The following is an 18,067-nucleotide window of genomic DNA, read 5'->3' as shown; positions in this document are numbered from 1 at the left end:
TCATCTTCGAGAGCCATCGGCCAGCTTGAACGCGGTCGTTCCCAGCCGCGTGGCGGCTGCCTGTAGTGCACCGGTTTCATATCCCGAGAAACCGAGGATGAGACCTTCGGCGTCGCTTCGCTCCATGAAGGTTTCGGACAGAAGAACCGCATCGATTTTTGCTTCCGCCCGGATCAATTTCGACAGACCCGGCGCGAGCCCGCTACGCGGCCGGACGATCATGTGAAGGCCCTGCTCCGGGACATCCGGGCACAGTGTCCCGCGGGACGTGGCACTGACAATTTCAGCCAATTGGTCGCGGGCGACACGATAGAGCCGCTGGCTCTTGCGCAAATGGGACACCATCGACCCATCCGCCAGGAGATCGGCCACGGCGTTCTGCAGGAAAACCGGCATGAACCGGTCAAAGGCGGCGCGACGCGTCAGCACCCGCTCCAGCGCACCCGGAGGCACTACCACATAGCCCAGCCGCAAGCCCGGAAACAGGGTTTTGGCGAAGGTTCCGAGATAGACGACGCGGTCCGGCGCAAGCCCGGCCAACGCCGTCAGCGGTGGGCCTGAATAGCGAAACTCGCTGTCATAATCGTCCTCGAAGATCCAGGCGTCGACCGCCTCCGCCCAGTCGATCAGCGCCACACGCCGTTCCATCGCCATCTTCACGCCGGTGGGAAACTGGTGCGAAGGCGTGACATAGGCAGCCCGGGCGCGAGGATTCCGCGCAACACCCGCCGCAACATCGATCCCCGCTCCGTCGACCGGCACCGGCACGGGCCGCATTCCCGCCGCCGTGAGTGTCGAGCGCGACGCGCCATAGCCGGGCTCCTCGACCCAGGCCCAATCTCCGGGCTGGAGCAGCGCATCGACGCAGAGCCTCAGCCCGTGCTGGGTGCCGCTGACGATGACGACACAGCCGGGATCGCAGCGGATCCCTCGGTTGACGGCCAGGAAGTCTGCGATCTGTCGCCGCAAATGCACGCTGCCGCGCGGGTCACCGTAGGCAAGGTCGTTGACGCTCGCCTCCGCGATATGGCGCCGGGTGGCCGCAGCCAGCCGCGCAAGAAAAGCCGGGTCCACATGTGTCTGGCCGAGAGCGAAGGGCGGCCGGCGGCCAAAGGCCAACCGGATATCCGGCGCCGTCGCGATTGATGGCGGTGTCGGCAAGCTGGACGAGACATAGGAGCCCGAGCCGTGGCGGGCCTCGACAAGCCCGTCGCTGACGAGATGCTCATAGGCCGCGACGATCATGTTGCGGCCTATACCGAGTTGGGCGGCCAGTTCGCGGCTCGACGGCAGGCGCGAGCCGGGCGGCAGCAAGCCGTCGACGATGGCAGTGCGCAATCCACTATGGACGCGAAGTGCCTGGTTGCGGATCGACGGGTCGAGTTTGATCGGCGGGAAGGCCGATCCCTGTCTTGGACGAGAAGTGGTTGGCATGAAGCTGATGTAAGTGGACCTATTTCGGGCCAGTCTGCTCATGCGAACCTTCAGGATGCAAGCCTGAAAGGAACCAGCCGTGACCGAACATCCCACTCCCGCCTACCCCGTCGATAGGGTCAACCGCGTCAAGCGCCGCCATGATCGCGGCTTCTACGACCACGTGACCGTGCACAGGCTGCTCGATGCCGCGGCACTCGCCCATGTCGCCTATGTCATCGACGGCCAACCCTTCTGCACGCCGACGCTCTTCTGGCGAGAAGGGCGTCACCTCTACTGGCACGGCAGCAGCGCCAGCCGCATGCTGCGCAACCTGTCGGCCGGCGAACCGGCCTGCCTGACGGTCACACACCTCGACAGCCTCGTGCTTGCCCGTTCCGGCTTCAACCATTCTGCTGATTACCGCTCGGTCATGGCTTTCGGAACCGCTCGTCTGGTCGAGGATCAGGAGGAGAAACTGCGCGCTCTGACGATGATGGTGGACCGGTTCTTTCCAGACCGTACCGCGACGCTGCGTCCGAACACCGCTCAGGAAGTCAAGGCGACCGCGGTCATCGTCATGGAAATCGAACGGGCCTCGGCGAAAATCAGGGCCAAGGGTATCGCCGACGATGAGGAGGACTACGATCTTCCTGTTTATGCGGAGCGCCTTCCCGTGCACACCGTTCTTGGCGCGCCTGAACCCTGTTCGCGCTTGCCGCACGGCGTCGCGCGGCCCGAGACGCTTTCTCCGTATCGATCGAGTCGCTCACTAGAAGAGGCTTTGAGCGAGGCCTACCACATGGCCTATGCCGAAAACGCGCAAGCCTGACGTTCCGCACGCGTTTCTGGAAATCGCCAGCTTATCGCGTTCGATGAGAGGCCCGGGCGGGCCAGCCGGAGGTTGTTTCACGAACCACCAGCGGCCCGTCGACCTTTATGGTCATCGGGCGCATGTGTTTTCCGTGGATTGCCATGTCGATCAAGATCTCGGCCGCCCTCTGTCCCATCTCGTAATTGGGCAGCACCAGTGTCGAGAGCGGCGGATGGGTATAGCGCGCCAGCTCCTGGTCGTCGTAGCCCATGACCGAGAGATCGGCGGGCACGCGCAGGCCCTTCTCTTGCGCCGCCTCCATGACACCGATCGCCATCAGATCGTTGCCGCAAAAGATGGCGGTCGGCGGGTTTGGCATGGAGAGCAATTCCAGCCCGGCCTCGTAACCGCGCAGCGGCAGCCAGTCACCGTCGCGCACAAGCGCCGCATCGAAGGCGATGTCGGCAGAAGCGAGCGCCTGCTTGTAGCCTTTCAGGCGATCGACGGCCGCGTCCATCCAGCTTTCGCCATTGATGAAGCCGATACGCTTGTGGCCGAGCGCTGTCAGATGTGCCGTGGCGGTAAAACCACCGGCGACTTCGCCCGGTACGACGGCCACATGCTGGCGCGGCTCGCAGTAGCAATTGAGAAGCACGGTCGGAAGCGGCGCCAGCGCCTCGGGCACCGCCACCTTGCGGGTGAAGATCGTCGCGTAGATGACGCCGGCGATCGAGGGATCCCGAAGCACCGAGCGCAGCACCGCCTGTTCGAGCTCCGGGTTGGAGCGGGTCACATGGGCCGAGACCAGCATGCCCTGCTCAAAGGCATAGTCGCGAATGCCGTCCAGGCTGACGACCGGGTGCGGGCTGGTCGAGATTTCGTCGACGATGAAGGCGATCGTATCTTTTTCGACGGCGGGGGCCGCGGCAACCGCGCCCCGGGTGGCCGGCAATTTATAACCGATTTTATGAGCAGCCTCGCGCACCTTCTGCTGCGTTTCCGGCGAGATGCGCGAACCCGACATTTCATTGAGCACCAGAGAGACGCTTGACTGGGAAACACCAGCGATCCTGGCGACATCCGTCATCGTCGGGCGTCCTTCGCCCTTTCCATCCCGAATCCGCCCGTTGCCCTTGGCCATGCTTATTCTCCACCCTCAAACGTGCATTGCACTGCACACGGGCTTTTGCAAGTGCTCATAATTTTTGGCCTTGACTGCTAATATTATTAGCGCAAGATTTGTAGATGTGAAGCGCAAAAACGCTCATGTCCGGTAGAGGAGCACCGGCCAATCTGGGAGGAGAACCCGATTATGACCATGATTTCTCGTCGCACCTTCATGCTTGCGGCAACGGCCGTCGGCGCGCTCGCCATGGCAGGCATCGCAATCGCCGAAGTGCCGAAGCTTGCGCAGAAGGACAAATACAAGGTCGGCTTCGCGCAGACCGAATCCAACAACCCCTGGCGCATCGCCCAGACGAACAGCATGAAGGCCGAGGCTGAAAAGCTCGGCATCCAGCTCGTCTATACGGATGCTGCCGGCTCCGCTGCCAAACAGGTCGCCGACGTCAATTCGATGATTGCTCAAGGGGTCGATGTGATCTTCCTCGCGCCGCGCGAGGAAAAGCCGCTGATCCCCGCCGTCATGGCCGCCAAGAAGGCGGGTATTCCGGTGATCCTGCTCGACCGTTCCGTCGACCCGTCGCTTGCCAAGGCCGGCGAAGACTATCTGACCTTCATCGGCTCGAACTTCGTCGAAGAAGGAAAGCGCGTCGCCGAATGGCTGGCCAAGAACGCCAACGGCAAGTCGAAGATCATCGAACTGGAAGGCACCACGGGGTCCTCGCCCGCCAACGACCGCAAGAAGGGCTTTGACGACGCGATCAAGGCGGCCGGCGGCTTCGAGATCGTCGCCTCGCAAACCGGCGACTTTGCCCGCGACAAGGGCCGCCAGGTGGCCGAAGCCCTGCTGCAGGCGCATCCCGACGCAGACGTGATCTATGCGCACAACGACGAAATGGCGATCGGTGCCATCGCCGCACTTGAAGCCGCTGGCAAGGTGCCGGGCAAGGACGTGCTTGTGCTCTCGATCGACGGCGGCAAGGAAGCCGTGCAGGCTGTCGTCGACGGCAAGATCGCCGCGGTCGTCGAGTGCAACCCGCGCTTCGGGCCCAAGGCATTCGAGACGATGGTGCGTTATGCCAAGGGCGAAACGATCGAGCCGAAGCTCATCAACGACGACAAGTTCTACGACGCATCCAATGCGGCCGCGGAACTCGCCAACGCCTACTAAGAGCATCTCCCGAGCCTATGCCGGCCGATCGGAACAACCGTATCGGCCGGTTTTTTGACCGCGACAGGGCCAGGCATGACCTTCGGCCCGTTCACGTGTAGGCTGATGGCGCCCACCCCAGGGGCGGCGGATGGCAGAGATAGGGAGGAGACCCATGCTTCTGTCCATGCAGGGCATTTCCAAGGCGTTCGCCGGCGTGCCGGCATTGAAATCCGCGTCGCTCGAGGTCGAGCCGGCAGAGGTCATGGCGCTCGTCGGCCAGAACGGCGCCGGCAAATCGACGCTCATCAAGATCCTGACCGGGGTCTATCGTCGTGATGAAGGCAACATCGCCTTAAACGGCCGGGACGTCGATTTCTCGATGCCCGCGCAGGCACAGGCGGCAGGCATAGCCACCATCTACCAGGAAATCAATCTCGCCCCACAGCGCTCCGTGGCGGAGAACATCTATCTCTCCCGCGAGCCGAAGCGCTTCGGCATGATCGACCAAGGCGCAATGCGACACGGTGCCAAATCCGTGCTCAAGACCTTCAACCTTACAATCGACGTCGACCGTCCCGTCGCGCATTTCGATGCGGCGACACGGCAGATGGTGGCGATCGCCCGTGCCGTGACGCAGAGCGCCCGCCTCGTCATCATGGACGAGCCCACCTCCTCGCTTGATGAGCGCGAAGTCGCCATCCTCTTCGAAACCATCCGCACGCTGAAACGCTCCGGCGTCGCCGTCATCTTCATCGGCCACCGGCTCGATGAACTCTATGAAATCTGCGACCGCGTGACGATCATGCGTGACGGGCAGACCGTGGCCAAAAGCCCGATGGCGGACATGCCGAAGATGGCCTTGGTGCGCCACATGCTCGGCAAGGAGCTTGCCGCCTTTCAGGCGATGGCACCCAACGACAACGCGCTGCAGCGGCCCATCCGCCTTGAACTCGACAAGGCGGGCGCCGGCGTGCGCGTGCGCGACGTCAGCCTTGCCGTGCGTGAGGGCGAGATCTCGGGCCTTGCAGGCTTGCTCGGCTCCGGCCGCACGGAAACGGCGCGCCTGATCTTCGGTGCCGACAAGATGGAGCGCGGCGCGATCCGCATGCAGGGGCAGGAGCGCGCCTACCGCGAACCGGCGGATGCGATCGCCGACGGGATCGGTCTCGTTTCCGAAGACCGAAAGATCGACGGCATCGTGCCCGACATGAGCATCCGCGAGAACATGACGCTCGCTCTTCTGCCTAAGCTCAAGCGAGCAGGCATCGTCGACCGTGCACGGCAGGATGAGATCGTCACCCGCTATATCCGCGCCCTCGGCGTCAAATGCGCCTCCCCAGATCAGCCGATCAAGGAGCTCTCCGGTGGCAACCAGCAGAAGGTCCTGCTCGCGCGCTGGCTTGCCACCGATCCACGGGTGCTGATCGTCGACGAACCGACGCGCGGCATCGATATCGGCGCCAAATCGGAAATCCTGAAACTCCTGCGCAACCTCGCCGACGAAGGCTTGAGCGTGCTGATGATTTCATCGGAACTCGAGGAGCTTCTCGCCGCCGCCGACCGCGTGACGGTCTTGAGCGACGGCACGTCGGTCGCCACCCTGCCGCGTGAGGATTTGAGCGAGACGGCGCTGCTCGCTGCCATGGCCCATCAGGTGGAATGACATGACGACGATCGAGACCCCCGCTCCGCAACCATCCGGTGCCCTTTCTTCCAGCAGTCGACTTTTGACCCTCGCAAGCCGCTACGGCACCTTCGTTGCCTTTCTTGCACTGATCCTCTTCAACGTCGTCGTCACACCCAACTTTCTCTCCTTGCAGACGCTGAACGTGAACCTGACGCAAGTCGCGACCATCGTCATCGTCGCGACCGGCATGACGCTGGTCATCGCCACCGGTGGCATCGACCTTTCCGTCGGCTCGTTGATGGCGATTGCCGGAGCGCTGGCGCCGATGATCTTCATGGGTCAGTTCTGGCAGGTCGATAGCATGGGGATTGCGGTGGCACTCGCCTTCCTCTTGCCGGTGGTGGTCGCCGGCCTGTTCGGCCTTTTCAACGGTTTCCTCGTCACCCGCTTTTCGATCCAGCCGATCATCGCCACCCTGGTACTCTTCATCGCCGGTCGCGGCATCGCCCAGGTGATGACCAACGGCAATCTGCAGGTCTTCAAGAACGAGGGCTTTCAGTTCATCGCGCTCGGGCGCATCGCCGGCATACCGGCGCAGGTTGTGCTGATGATCGCCGTCGCCGCGGCGGCCTGGGCGATGATCCGCTACACAGTCATCGGCCGGCAGATCATCGCCGTCGGCGGCAACGAGAAGGCGGCACGGCTCGCCGGGGTGCCGGTGAAACGGGTCAAGCTCTTTGTCTACATGGTGAGCGGCGCGCTTGCCGGCATCGCCGGCCTCATCGTCGTCGCCCGCAATTCGGCCAGCGACGCGAACCTCGTCGGCCTTGGTATGGAGCTCGACGCCATTGCCGCCGTCGCCGTCGGTGGAACACTGCTGACGGGCGGACGGGCCAACATCGTCGGCACCGTGCTCGGCGCCCTCGTCATCCAGCTGGTGCGCTACACGCTGCTTGCCAATGGCGTGCCCGACGCGGCCGCCCTCATCGTCAAGGCCGGACTGATCGTCACCGCCGTCTTCATCCAGCAACGCGCCGGAAGGCATTAGAGGCGACCACGATGCAAACGATCCTTCGCCTCTTCCTGGTCAAGAACGCCGGCGATCTCGCCCGGCTCGGCGTCATCCTGGCGCTTGCCGGCCTCATTCTTTTCGGGGCGCTGCGCTACGACAACTTCCTGTCGCCCTACAACATCCTGAGTTTCCTACGCTACAACTCGATGTTCGCGTTGATCGCGCTCGGCATGGCCTTCGTCATCATCACGGGCGGCATTGACCTTTCGGTCGGCGGCACTGCGGCGATGGCGAGCGTTGTGGCGGCACTGCTGTCGCCCTATCATTGGGCGGCAGGGCTCATAGGCGGCATGGCGGCCGGCTTCGCGGTCGGCGGGCTCAACGGCTTCATCATCACCAAGATGCGCATCCAGCCTTTCATCGCCACGCTCGCGACCATGCTGGCCGCCTACGGCACCGGCCTTTTGCTTGCCGACAACCAGTCGGTCTCCGTCTCCTACGACACAGGTTTCACCGTGATCGGGCAGGACGATTTCCTCGGTTTTCCGATCCCCGCCTGGATCGCGCTTGGGGCTTACATCCTCGGCTGGCTCGTGCTCGAAAAGCTTCCGATCGGCCGCCATATCCTGGCGATCGGCGACGGCGAGGCGACCGCCGGCCTCATGGGCCTGAAGGTCGAGCGCGCGCTTGCCGGCGTCTACCTCGCCTCGGGCACGCTCGCCGGTCTTGCCGGCGTCATCCTCGCCTCGCAGTTCGGTGCGGGCCAACCGACCGAAGGCGTCGGCTGGGAATTGTTCGCGATCGCCTCCGTCGTCGTCGGGGGCACGCTGCTGTCAGGCGGATCGGGTTCGGTTGGCGCCACTTTGGCCGGGGCATTGTTGCTGGCCATGGTGTTCAACATCCTGAACTTCGAAAACGGCCTCGGCTGGATCTCGCTTTCGGCCTATTGGCAATCGGTCATCCGCGGCGCCTTCCTGCTCGTCGTGGTCGTGCTTCAGGCCAAGCTGATGGCGCGACACCGAAGCACCTAGCCCGGGCGCGCCGCAGTTCTCCACGCCTGCCAGGCCAGCTCACGAAGCGGCTCGATCGGCCCCGCTCGACTTACCCCGATCATCAGGGGGCGTGGAAGCGCCCGGTCACTCGGACGGTTGACTAACGCGCGCCCAAGCATACTGAATGCCGCTCGTCAAAGTGGAAATGACTGCATCGGACCGCTTGCATGAACGAGATACGTCACCCGAATGAAACCGCAACGGCGCCCTCTCTCTCGGAGCCGGAAAAGAACGTCATCATCGGGGGTGTCCTTCTCGCGATGCTTCTGGCCGCACTCGACCAGACGATCGTGGCGCCCGCCATGCCCACGATCGGCAAAGCCCTCGGGCACAGCGATTATCTGCCTTGGGTCGTGACAGCCTATCTCCTGACCGCGACGGCCATGGCTCCCCTCTACGGCAAGATCTCCGATATCCACGGGCGACGACCGACGATCTTTGCCGCGGTGATCATCTTTCTTGCGGGATCACTGATAAGCGCGCTGGCGCCGAACATGCTGACGCTGATCCTCGGTCGCGCGGTTCAGGGCCTGGGCGGCGGCGGTCTCTTCGCCCTCTCGCAAACGGTGATCGGCGACCTCGTGCCCCCGCGTGAACGCGCGCGCTATGCCGCCTGGATTTCAGGGACATGGGCGGTGGCAAGCATCGCCGGGCCGCTTCTGGGCGGCACCTTCGCCGAGCATCTCCACTGGTCGCTGATTTTCTGGATCAACATCCCGCTCAGCCTTGCGGCGCTGGCGATCATCAACAATCCGTTGAAGAAACTGCCTGTCATAACCAGGGCGCACCGGATCGATGGCGCAGGCGCCACGTTGCTCGTTGCCGCAACCGCGCTTCTGCTGCTGGCGCTGAATTGGGGCGGCAGCCGCTATGCATGGCTTTCGCCCGCGATCGCCGGTTTGCTCGGCTGTTCGGCGCTTCTGTGGGGCGCCTTTGCCTGGCGCCTTCGGCGCGTGACCGAACCTCTGATTTCGCTCGAGGTGCTCGGCAATCCGATCGTGCGTTTCGGAACCTTGGCGATGTTTCTGGCACAGGGCGCCAATGTCGGTCTTTCGGTCTATCTGCCGGTCTATGCGCAGTCGTTCCACGGCCTCACCGCCGGCGGCTCGGGGCTGATCATGCTCGGCCTGTTGCTCGGCACTGTGTTCGGGGCAACGACCAGTGGACGGACGATACCGCGCCTCGTCCACTACAAGCGAATGGCACTCGTCGGAAGCACCTTGAGCTTCCTCTGTCTGGCGGCGCTCGCGGCTCTCGCCGGACGAACAACCTTGCCGACGCTGGTGCTGTTGACCTCGGGGGCAGGCTTCGGCTCCGGCATGACGTTTCCGGTCGCGACCATTTCCGTACAAAACGCCGTCGACCAGGCGCATCTCGGCGTTGCAACCGGCGTCCTGACCTTCCTGCGATCGCTCGGGGGTGCCCTGGGTGTCGCGATCCTCGGCGCAATCGCGCTCGGCAATGGCCTGCCACTGGGTGGCGAAGCCATCCAGACGATCAGTGCGACGACCGCGTCGGCATTGCCCTTCAGCTATATTTTCGCAGCGTGCACTGCGGCGATGATTATGTCGTTCGCGATGTTCTATCGGATGCCGGAGAAGCCACTGCGCGGCCGCGACGAAACCGACATGCCCGCCACCATCGACTAAAGTGCGCTGCAGAAAACGTGCGGACGCTTGCCTCCCCGAAAACATCGCAGCGCGGAACTTTTCACGTTTGATCGGATCATCGCCATCCCAAGCTGATCGCAACGGGTGGAACAGGTTCTGCCCGACGACCAAACGAATGCGCCGCGGAATTCCCGCGGCGCATTCGTCGTTTGATCGGTCGAGCGGCTTTGCCTTGAACCCGTGCCGTTCAGCGCAAATGGCGCTTACGGTCTCCGGATATCAGCGCAGCGGGAAGGCGACAGGGCGGATCGGCGCGGCATCGGCCCCGCGGAACTTGAGCGACGCGCCGACAAAGGCGAATTCATAAATCCGGTCCTTCGACAGTTCTTCGAGATTGATGAGCTCGATGATCGGCGCGCCCTGCTGCGCCAGCAGGTAGGTGTGAACCGGGATATAGTTGTTTTCGGTTTCTGCCGGAAACGCTTCGAAGCTCAGATTGTCGGCACCGACGACCATGGCGCCGCCGTCGTCGACCAGGAACTTCGCCGCGTCGATGCTGAGCCCAGGCGGGTTGCTCATGTAGGCGGACTTGTCTTCATAGTGTTGCATGCGCCCGGTCCGGATCAACGCCACGTCGCCTTCCTGGAGCCCGACACCCTGGCTGTCGAGCGCCTCCTGCAGATCCTTGCGGGTAATGCGGTAGTTTTCCGGCAGCATCTGCATGCCCTTTGCCGCCGCGACATCGATCAGGACGCCGCGCGCCACGATCGGCGGCAATTTCTCGGCGCCAGTGACGGTCCAGCCCTGGTCGCCGAGGTTATCGGCTGCCGCATAACCGTTCCAGATCTTGCCGTTCAGGCCGAAGTGGTTCAGCGCATCGATATGCGTACCCATATGCGCGTACATCGAAACGGCCGAGCCCGAGTAGCTGACGTGCTGGTTCATCTCCTTGCCGACCTTCATCGGATCTGAAACCTCCGTGCCGTGCGGCGTGTGGGTCATCCACATCTGGTACGGCGGATCGCCGGCTGCCTCCCAGCTCGGCATGCCGATGAAATACTCCACGGCAAGGTCGTAGGACTTGGCGCCCTCGATGCGCGACAGGACGGCTGCGCGCGAGGCGGGCGTGATCAGGTTGAGGCGCCCGATCTCGTCCTTCGGCCCCCAGGGGCTTTTGCCGACATCCTGCGCGAAGGTCGCGCTCCCCAGCAATCCGGCCACGAGAGAGACCGCCAGTGTGCGGCTGAACGTTGCGGTGTTGAACATGGTGAACTCCTTTTCTGCATTGCCTGAACATCAGGAAGCTGAGATCACCTTATTGCTGGCTACATTGCGAATAATCAGCGATATAGAGAATAGATATTTTACTCTGGAGAAATTATGGACCTGTTGGCGGCCATGCGTGCGTTTCGGCGCGTCATTGAGCTTCAAAGCTTCAACAAGGCGGCCGAGGAGCTCAGGCAATCGAATGCGTCGGTCAGCAAGCAGATCCGGCAACTCGAGGAACGCCTCGGCACAGTGCTCATTCTACGCACCACCCGGCGCATGAGCCTGTCGGAGGCGGGGCGCGGCTACTTTGCCGAGTGCTGCAGGCTCCTCGACGAACTCGACCAATTGGAGCGTTCGACATCGGGCGAGGCCGGAGAGATCAATGGCCGGCTGCGGATCAACGCCCCCCTTTCCTTCGGGCTGACGGTCCTGGCGCCGATGGTGGCACGTTTCATGGCGCTGCATCCGCAGTTGAAGGTCGACATGACGCTCGACGATCACGTGCTCGACGTCGTCTCCGAGGGTTTCGATGTCTCGATCCGCGTGCGCGCGGCACTTGCGGATTCGTCACTGATCGCCAAGCGGCTCGGCGAGGTCGAACAAATCATCTGCGCGGCGCCCGCCTATCTGTCGGCCAGGGGCACCCCGGCGCGCGTGAGCGATCTCAAGAACCACGATTGCCTCAGTTACCGGCTCGCCGACCAGCCGGGAAGCTGGATCGTCGAAGGTCCCGACGGCACGGCGAGCATAGAACTGCCGGCACGCTTCGTCGTCGACAACAGCCTGATGCTGAGCGAGATGATCCAGGCCGGCATCGGTATCGGCGCCTTGCCATCCTTCATCGCCAACCCACTGCTAGTCCAAGGCAAGCTCGTGCGGGTCCTGCCGCAACATAGACTCGCCGAGCGCGGTATCTATATCGTCTATCCAACCAATCGGTTGCTGCTGCCGAAGGTAAAGGCCTTTGCCGATTTCTTCGCCGGCGAGATCAGGCAGACGGGCCTGTAGGACGGAAGGTGACTGGCCTAAGCCGCCATCGCGTCGCCCCGAATTAATGCCGTCACAGTTGTTACTCCCGCCAGTTGATCCGCGGTGACAAACTACCCCCGATGACGACGCGATGACCTGTTTCCCGGCGCTCCGGCCGCGCGACGCAGACTTCGCCTAAAACGAGGAGTTGTTACGCCATGGAAAAGACAGTCGAGATTGCGAACGACCAACCCGCCATGCAGAAGCCGCAGGTGGTCTCGCAGCAGGCCTGGGAAGAGGCGCGCCAGAATCTGCTCATCAGGGAAAAGGCACACACGCGTGCTCGCGATGCACTCGCTGCCGAACGCCGGCGCATGCCGTGGATGGCCGTGACGAAGGAGTATGTCTTCGAGGGACCCGAGGGCAAGCAAAGCCTGCTGGACCTCTTTGCAGGTCGGCACCAGTTGATCGTCTACCGCGCCTTCTATGAGCCGGGCGTCTTTGGCTGGCCCGAGCACGCCTGCCGCGGCTGTTCCATGGTTGCCGACCAGGTCGCGCATCTTTCCCACCTCAACGCCCGCGATACTACCTTGGTCTTCGCCTCGCGGGCGCCGCAGATGGATATTGCCAGGCTGAAGGCGCGCATGGGTTGGACGATGCCGTGGTACACCATCGCCGACGAGTTCGATCTCGACTTCGGCGTCGATGAGTGGCACGGCCACAACGTGTTCTTCCGCGACGGCGACCGGCTGTTCCGTACCTATTTCATCAACAACCGCGGCGACGAGCAGATGGGAGGCACCTGGAACTATCTGGACATCACGCCGCTCGGCCGACAGGAGGCGTGGGAAGACTCTCCCGAGGGCTATCCCCAGACACCGAGCTACAAGTGGTGGAACTGGAACGACAGCTATGTCGAGGGCGCCGCACCCGATCGGCGCTGGGTCGAGGTCTCGGACGCCGGCGAAGCCGCGATGCGGAGCCAGGATGCGAGCGCAGTGCGGTGAGCGCGAGCCTCTCTACCGGCACGCGAGAGCTCCACCGGACGGCGGCACGGAGGGCGGCCGATGGGCTTGCCCTCGCCGCATCGCCGACCTTCGCGCTCATGGCACTTTCGGTCGGCGCATGGGGCACCGACGTCGGGCAGATGTTATGTGCCGGTGAACCAGGGCTGCAGATCGGCGGGATGGCCGCAATGTACGTCTTGATGAGCGTCTTCCACCTGGCCCCATGGCTGCGGCTCGTCCAAATCGGCAAGCGCGAGGCAACCTAGCGGCGCCCGGTCGACAATGCTCTGGCAAAGCATCTCATCGGCCCTACTTGAAGGCGAAGTGGGGCCGATCCTGCGGACACTCAAAAGGTGTGGAAACGCCCGGGACCATATGTCCCTGATATCGGCGAATGGGCATGCTGTTGATTCTGAGAGGTCGTGGCCTCTTCGGATTGAAGCAGGGAACGGCTCCGCGAAGCAGATCCAGCCGCCCGCCAACAGCATCGTCTGTAGCGGCTGCCGGGCAATGCCGCGTGAGAACGGTTCCGATGGAAGTTTTTGATCGAATCGGGAAAACGAACTTGAGTGTTGCAACACCTCAGCCGTCGCCAAAACGTTTCAAGCTGCGCCTGGTGCCATCGCTGGTCGGCGGCCTCCTCTGCGCCGCCGCCCTTGCGTCGTCGCTATACTATCTCGTTGGCCCCCAAAACGTTCCCTCGGAAGTGGCGGCGATCGATCCGTCAGGGGCTCCTACGGATGCAGGCGCATCCCCGAACAACCCGCCAGGTTTCGAGATCCTCTACAGCAATGGTGATCAGGGTCTGATGGTTTACGAGGGCTACGTCTATGTCGTGCGACTCGGCGACAAGTTGCCGAACGGCCGTCGTATGATCGGTTTCCAAAAACGGGACGGAAACTGGAACGCAGTGACGCTTTGAGGTCTCCGATGGGCCCGGCGTTGTGGATGTTAACCGTTTGTTAACGCTCGCTTGCGAGGCAGGCAGAACCCCCATTTAGCCACGGTTGCTACCCAGGGCGAACTAGCGCAACTCTTTGTTAAAGAGTCGTGAATCAGTGCTTTGGATGGTGCAGAATGATTAACAAGAAGCTACAGGAAGAGCTGATCGAGCTCGATGAAAGCCCTGCGTTTGAGACCCGCTCGGTCATGAGCGAGCGCGCTGTCCAGGGCATCCCCCTGGCGATCGAGGCAGTCATCGGGCGGGCCAAACTGACGGTCTCCCAGATCTCGAAACTCCATCCTGATGATACGATCCACCTCGACCGCAATTTCGGCGATCCGGTCGAACTCAAGGTCAACGGCATGGTCATCGGACGAGGGGAGATCGTCTACGACGAATCCAGCAACGCCGTCGGCATCAAGATCATCGAGATCTCGCCGATCGCGCAGCGCTAGTTTCAATTTCGCGCTGTCCGCGCCGGAGAGACGCGGAGCCCGCGTCCTTCCGCCGTCGATCCGGTCTCCACGCGTTTCTCCGTAGATTACCTGTGGATCGACAACCAGAGCGCGCAAGGGTTAACAGGTTGTTAAGACATACCGAACAATTTTAGCCGCACAGGCAAAGCCTATCCTCTTTTAATCCCCGCCCGAGAACCTTCTTCGGTGTGCCGTCTGGCAGACTGATCCCATGGCTTCGGGTGGCTTAGATCTGGATGCGTTCGGAATGACATTGATCTCTCTCGCCGTCCGGCTCAAAAGCCGGGCACATTTTTCCCTGAAACGAAACGTCAGTGGCAAAAGCGGAGCGATCGTCGGCGCCACGCTGGGCCGGAGAACGCAGGCGCGGCAACGGCTTGGCATTATCATCGCCGGCTTTGCGGTGATCTTTCTGGTCACCATGGGGCGCCTGGTCCAGTACGGATTGGAAAGACCTGTCGAAACGGCATGGATCAACTCCGCCAGCCACGCCGTGGCCTCTCGTCCTGACATCGTCGATCGGCACGGGGAGCTGCTGGCGACAGACCTCGACATGGTGTCGCTCTATGCCGAGCCGCGAAAGATCGTCGATGCGGACGAAGTCGTCGAGAAACTCGCAACCGTCATTCCCAATCTCGATTGGCGCGATACGCACCGGAAGCTTCGATCCGGCACCGCCTTCCAATGGTTGCGGCGGCAGCTCACGCCGCGCCAGCAGGCGGACATATTGGCGCTCGGCATTCCCGGCATCGGCTTCCGGCCGGAAAAGCGGCGCTTTTATCCGGGCGGATCGACGGCCTCGCACATCCTCGGGCATGTCAACGTCGACAATCAGGGCCTGCAGGGCATGGAGCGCTACATTGATCAGCAGGGGCTTGCCGATCTCCGCGCGGCGGGCTTGACCGGAAGCACCCCGCTCGAGCCGGTCAAGCTCTCGATCGATATTCGCGTTCAGAGCATCGTGCGAGAAGCGGTTGCGCGCGCCATGATCGACTATCAGGCGGAAGCCGCCGGCGCGGTGGTCCTGGACGTGGAGACCGGAGAAGTCATCGCCATGGCTTCGGTGCCCGACTACGATCCGAACCAGCCTTCGCGCACGCTGCCCAACGGCAATATCGACAAGGAGTACGAAAAGGGCTGGTTCAACCGGATGAGCAATGCGACGTTCGAGATGGGCTCGACGTTCAAGAGCTTCACCCTGGCAATGGGGCTGGACGCCGGCAAGATCAACCTCAACTCCGTGGTCGATGCATCTCGCCCCATCCGCATGGGCGGCTTCACCATCAAGGATTTTCGCGGGAAGTATCGGCCCCTCACTATTCCCGAGGTCTTTCAATATTCCTCCAATATCGGAACCGCCGCGGTCGCAGACATGGTCGGCATCGAGGGACATCAGGCTTTTCTCACGAAGCTTGGGCTTCTTTCCAAGATGGAGACCGAGCTGCCGGGCGCGGCAACGCCGACGCAGCCGCGCAGCTGGAAGAAGATCAACTCGGTGACCATATCCTTCGGACACGGCGTTGCGACCACACCGCTGCAAACCGCGGTCGCCGCGGCCGCTCTCCTGAACGGCGGCACGCTGATCGCTCCGACGTTCCTTCCGCGATCCCCCGAGACGGCGAAGGCACAGGCTCAGCAGGTCCTGCAGCCGACGACGAGCGCCGACATGCGCTACCTCTACAATCGCAATGGCCAGGTGGGCTCCGGCCGCCACGCCCAGGTGCCCGGCTTCCATGTCGGAGGAAAGACAGGCACGGCCGACAAGGTGATCAACGGGCGATACGCCACGAACCTCAACTTCAACGCCTTTCTTGCCGGCTTCCCGATGGACAACCCGCGCTACATCGTCCTTTCGATTGTCGATGCGCCGCTGACAGGCGAGAGAGGGGGGCGTCAGGCAGCCCATACGGCGGCTCCGGTCGTCAGGGAGATCATCAGTCGTGCCGGCTCCTTCCTCGGCGTCCAGCCCCGCTTCGGGCCGGAGCGCGAACCGCACCTGGTGGCGGATTTCTAGTGCGGCCTACGGATATGCAGCGGTGACATGGACCAGGAAGGGACGCATCGCCGCACCCGCCACCCTTGGCTTCATGTCTCCGCAAGGCTATGTCCTTCCCATCGACACGATCCGGTACGGGAGGAGCCTCAGATGCTGATCGATGGAAAAGTCTTTATCGTGACCGGTGGCGGGTCAGGCCTTGGGGCAGCCGTCGCGCGGCGGCTGCATGGCGAGGGTGCCTGTGTGGTTCTTGCAGACGTCAACGCCGAAGCCGGACAGAAGATGGCCGATGAACTCGGCAACAACGCCCTCTTCCAGAAGACGGATGTCACCAACGAGGCGGATGCCGCCGCCGCCGTTGCGGCGGCATTGGACCGCTTCGGCCATCTCCATGGACTGGTGAACTGCGCCGGTATCGCGCCAGGGGAAAAGGTGCTCGGCCGCGACGGCCCGCATCGTCTCGAAAGCTTTTCGCGGGCGGTCGGCATCAACCTCATCGGCAGTTTCAACATGTTGAGGCTTGCCTCCGAGGCGATCCAGCGGGAAGAGCCGGGCGAGGACGGCGAACGGGGGGTGATCGTCAACACCGCATCGGTTGCGGCCTTCGATGGCCAGATCGGCCAGGCCGCCTATGCGGCGTCCAAGGGCGGCGTCGTCTCGATGACGCTGCCGATCGCGCGCGAGCTTGCGCGCTATGGCATTCGTGTCGTCGCCATCGCTCCGGGCATCTTCGAAACGCCGATGATGGCCGGCATGCCGCAGGAAGTGCAGGATTCGCTCGGCAAGAGCGTGCCCTTCCCGCAGCGCCTCGGCAAACCGGAAGAGTTTGCAGCCCTCGTGCAGCACATCTGCGAGAACCGCATGCTGAACGGTGAAGTCATCCGCCTTGACGGCGCGCTGCGCATGGGCGCGCGCTGATACGATCAGCACCGGCGCCTCGCTCGTACTCAACCGGGCGCGGCGCCACGCATCTACGAACGCAGATCAGGCGGCCTGACCGACCATTCTGACGACATAGGCACAGCGGCGGGCGCCGGCGAGAATATGTTCGGCACGCTCAACCTCGACACCGGGGCCAAGCACCGCGCGGAACACGCTCAGTTCAGCCCGGCAAAACCCCTGGCAGCTCGTCGCGGCAGCACAGATCGGGCAATGGTTCTCGACGAACAGCAACGTGCCGTCGCCGGGGTCTTCGCACCCTGCCATATAGCCTTCTTGAGATCGCAGCCGCACCAGTTCGTCCACCCGCTCGCGCAAACTCCCCTTGCCATCCATCGCGGCACTGTAATTTTGCCGGGTCTCATCCTCGCGCGCCGCGATCAACCGATCGACCGCCGCCTCGCCGAGCGTCTGCCGGATCGTCCTCAAAAGCTGGACGGTCAGCTCCGCATGCGTATCGGGAAATTCCGCATGACCAAGCGCGGTCAGCCCCCAGAACTGCGAAGGACGGCCGACGCCTTTCGCCTCCGACCAGGAGACGACGAAACCGTCCTCGGCAAGGCGGACAAGCTGCTGCCGCACCGCCTCGCCGGTGATCGTCAGACGCTTGCCGAGTGCGGCCGCCGTCTGCGGGCCGTGCAGCTTCAGCGCCAGCATGATGCGCT

17 protein-coding genes are annotated in these 18,067 nt (G+C 63.0%); 13 read left to right on the top strand and 4 right to left on the bottom strand.

Going from position 1 to position 18,067, the window contains the following annotated elements; genetic code table 11:
* The gene (locus PWG15_RS22395) at nt 1-1,476 is read right to left on the bottom strand and encodes a MocR-like pyridoxine biosynthesis transcription factor PdxR (protein WP_275026204.1); all 1,476 of its coding nucleotides are present in this window, start codon (nt 1,474-1,476) and stop codon (nt 1-3) included.
* A gap of 37 nt (nt 1,477-1,513) precedes the next feature.
* Between PWG15_RS22395 and PWG15_RS22390 the strand changes: the two genes are divergently transcribed.
* Nucleotides 1,514-2,245 (top strand): pyridoxamine 5'-phosphate oxidase family protein, encoded by a 732-nt coding sequence (locus tag PWG15_RS22390; RefSeq protein ID WP_275026202.1) that lies wholly within the window; start codon nt 1,514-1,516, stop codon nt 2,243-2,245.
* 31 nt (nt 2,246-2,276) lie between these two features.
* Here PWG15_RS22390 and PWG15_RS22385 read toward each other — a convergent pair whose 3' ends face one another.
* Nucleotides 2,277-3,368 carry a LacI family DNA-binding transcriptional regulator gene (locus tag PWG15_RS22385; RefSeq protein WP_275026201.1) on the bottom strand — a complete coding sequence of 364 codons (1,092 nt, stop codon included), beginning with the start codon at nt 3,366-3,368 and terminating at the stop codon, nt 2,277-2,279.
* 171 nt (nt 3,369-3,539) lie between these two features.
* On the opposite strand from PWG15_RS22385, the gene PWG15_RS22380 reads away from it, so the two are divergent.
* The 5 genes from PWG15_RS22380 (at nt 3,540) to PWG15_RS22360 (ending at nt 9,842) form a co-directional block, all read left to right on the top strand.
* Nucleotides 3,540-4,520, top strand: coding sequence for an ABC transporter substrate-binding protein (locus PWG15_RS22380; RefSeq protein ID WP_275026200.1), 981 nt, complete (start codon nt 3,540-3,542; stop codon nt 4,518-4,520).
* Between the two features lie 154 nt (nt 4,521-4,674).
* Nucleotides 4,675-6,165, top strand: a complete 1,491-nt coding sequence (locus PWG15_RS22375) for a sugar ABC transporter ATP-binding protein (RefSeq protein ID WP_275026199.1) — start codon at nt 4,675-4,677, stop codon at nt 6,163-6,165.
* A gap of 1 nt (nt 6,166) precedes the next feature.
* Entirely contained in the window at nt 6,167-7,177 is a 1,011-nt protein-coding gene (locus tag PWG15_RS22370; RefSeq protein WP_275026197.1) for an ABC transporter permease, read from the top strand.
* A gap of 11 nt (nt 7,178-7,188) precedes the next feature.
* Nucleotides 7,189-8,172, top strand: coding sequence for an ABC transporter permease (locus PWG15_RS22365; protein ID WP_275026196.1), 984 nt, complete (start codon nt 7,189-7,191; stop codon nt 8,170-8,172).
* Between the two features lie 188 nt (nt 8,173-8,360).
* Entirely contained in the window at nt 8,361-9,842 is a 1,482-nt protein-coding gene (locus PWG15_RS22360) for an MFS transporter (RefSeq protein ID WP_275026195.1), read from the top strand.
* Nucleotides 9,843-10,082: 240 nt separating this feature from the next.
* Here PWG15_RS22360 and PWG15_RS22355 read toward each other — a convergent pair whose 3' ends face one another.
* On the bottom strand, nt 10,083-11,069 hold the full coding sequence (locus PWG15_RS22355) for a cyclase family protein (protein ID WP_275026194.1): 987 nt from the start codon (nt 11,067-11,069) through the stop codon (nt 10,083-10,085).
* Nucleotides 11,070-11,183: 114 nt separating this feature from the next.
* Here PWG15_RS22355 and PWG15_RS22350 point away from each other — a divergent pair, with 114 nt between their 5' ends.
* The 7 genes from PWG15_RS22350 (at nt 11,184) to PWG15_RS22320 (ending at nt 17,381) form a co-directional block, all read left to right on the top strand.
* Entirely contained in the window at nt 11,184-12,080 is an 897-nt protein-coding gene (locus PWG15_RS22350; protein WP_275026193.1) for a LysR family transcriptional regulator, read from the top strand.
* Nucleotides 12,081-12,259: 179 nt separating this feature from the next.
* Nucleotides 12,260-13,048 carry a DUF899 domain-containing protein gene (locus tag PWG15_RS22345; protein WP_275026191.1) on the top strand — a complete coding sequence of 263 codons (789 nt, stop codon included), beginning with the start codon at nt 12,260-12,262 and terminating at the stop codon, nt 13,046-13,048.
* Complete coding sequence (locus tag PWG15_RS22340) at nt 13,045-13,314, top strand: hypothetical protein (RefSeq protein ID WP_275026189.1); 270 nt, start codon at nt 13,045-13,047, stop codon at nt 13,312-13,314. Before PWG15_RS22345 ends, PWG15_RS22340 begins: the two co-directional genes overlap by 4 nt.
* Before the next feature lie 266 nt (nt 13,315-13,580).
* Nucleotides 13,581-13,970 (top strand): hypothetical protein, encoded by a 390-nt coding sequence (locus PWG15_RS22335; RefSeq protein WP_275026188.1) that lies wholly within the window; start codon nt 13,581-13,583, stop codon nt 13,968-13,970.
* 155 nt (nt 13,971-14,125) lie between these two features.
* Entirely contained in the window at nt 14,126-14,446 is a 321-nt protein-coding gene (locus tag PWG15_RS22330) for a FliM/FliN family flagellar motor switch protein (protein WP_275026186.1), read from the top strand.
* A 268-nt stretch (nt 14,447-14,714) separates the two neighbouring features.
* Nucleotides 14,715-16,481, top strand: coding sequence for a peptidoglycan D,D-transpeptidase FtsI family protein (locus tag PWG15_RS22325; protein WP_275026185.1), 1,767 nt, complete (start codon nt 14,715-14,717; stop codon nt 16,479-16,481).
* A 132-nt stretch (nt 16,482-16,613) separates the two neighbouring features.
* A complete protein-coding gene (locus PWG15_RS22320) occupies nt 16,614-17,381 on the top strand; it encodes a 3-hydroxyacyl-CoA dehydrogenase (protein WP_275026184.1) in 768 nt (255 codons plus the stop codon).
* A 66-nt stretch (nt 17,382-17,447) separates the two neighbouring features.
* On the opposite strand, the gene PWG15_RS22315 is transcribed toward PWG15_RS22320, so the two are convergent.
* Nucleotides 17,448-18,059: a helix-turn-helix transcriptional regulator gene (locus PWG15_RS22315; protein ID WP_275026183.1), complete on the bottom strand. Its 612-nt coding sequence runs from the start codon at nt 18,057-18,059 to the stop codon at nt 17,448-17,450.
* Nucleotides 18,060-18,067 lie beyond the last annotated feature (8 nt).

This window comes from Ensifer adhaerens, assembly GCF_028993555.1.
Taxonomy (GTDB): domain Bacteria; phylum Pseudomonadota; class Alphaproteobacteria; order Rhizobiales; family Rhizobiaceae; genus Ensifer; species Ensifer adhaerens_I.
Note: the sequence above shows the minus strand (reverse complement) of the source record. Positions and strands in the feature narration are given on the sequence as shown.

What these genes read in the sequence shown, in the direction of transcription:
- PWG15_RS22315 (WP_275026183.1), bottom strand. Translation starts at nt 18,059, where the DNA reads ATGCTGGCGCTGAAGCTGCACGGCCCGCAGACGGCGGCCGCACTCGGC.
- PWG15_RS22395 (WP_275026204.1), bottom strand. Translation starts at nt 1,476, where the DNA reads ATGAGCAGACTGGCCCGAAATAGGTCCACTTACATCAGCTTCATGCCA.
- PWG15_RS22385 (WP_275026201.1), bottom strand. Translation starts at nt 3,368, where the DNA reads ATGGCCAAGGGCAACGGGCGGATTCGGGATGGAAAGGGCGAAGGACGC.
- PWG15_RS22345 (WP_275026191.1), top strand. Translation starts at nt 12,260, where the DNA reads ATGGAAAAGACAGTCGAGATTGCGAACGACCAACCCGCCATGCAGAAG.
- PWG15_RS22335 (WP_275026188.1), top strand. Translation starts at nt 13,581, where the DNA reads ATGGAAGTTTTTGATCGAATCGGGAAAACGAACTTGAGTGTTGCAACA.
- PWG15_RS22380 (WP_275026200.1), top strand. Translation starts at nt 3,540, where the DNA reads ATGACCATGATTTCTCGTCGCACCTTCATGCTTGCGGCAACGGCCGTC.
- PWG15_RS22360 (WP_275026195.1), top strand. Translation starts at nt 8,361, where the DNA reads ATGAACGAGATACGTCACCCGAATGAAACCGCAACGGCGCCCTCTCTC.
- PWG15_RS22355 (WP_275026194.1), bottom strand. Translation starts at nt 11,069, where the DNA reads ATGTTCAACACCGCAACGTTCAGCCGCACACTGGCGGTCTCTCTCGTG.
- PWG15_RS22330 (WP_275026186.1), top strand. Translation starts at nt 14,126, where the DNA reads ATGATTAACAAGAAGCTACAGGAAGAGCTGATCGAGCTCGATGAAAGC.
- PWG15_RS22375 (WP_275026199.1), top strand. Translation starts at nt 4,675, where the DNA reads ATGCTTCTGTCCATGCAGGGCATTTCCAAGGCGTTCGCCGGCGTGCCG.
- PWG15_RS22350 (WP_275026193.1), top strand. Translation starts at nt 11,184, where the DNA reads ATGGACCTGTTGGCGGCCATGCGTGCGTTTCGGCGCGTCATTGAGCTT.
- PWG15_RS22320 (WP_275026184.1), top strand. Translation starts at nt 16,614, where the DNA reads ATGCTGATCGATGGAAAAGTCTTTATCGTGACCGGTGGCGGGTCAGGC.
- PWG15_RS22370 (WP_275026197.1), top strand. Translation starts at nt 6,167, where the DNA reads ATGACGACGATCGAGACCCCCGCTCCGCAACCATCCGGTGCCCTTTCT.
- PWG15_RS22325 (WP_275026185.1), top strand. Translation starts at nt 14,715, where the DNA reads ATGACATTGATCTCTCTCGCCGTCCGGCTCAAAAGCCGGGCACATTTT.
- PWG15_RS22365 (WP_275026196.1), top strand. Translation starts at nt 7,189, where the DNA reads ATGCAAACGATCCTTCGCCTCTTCCTGGTCAAGAACGCCGGCGATCTC.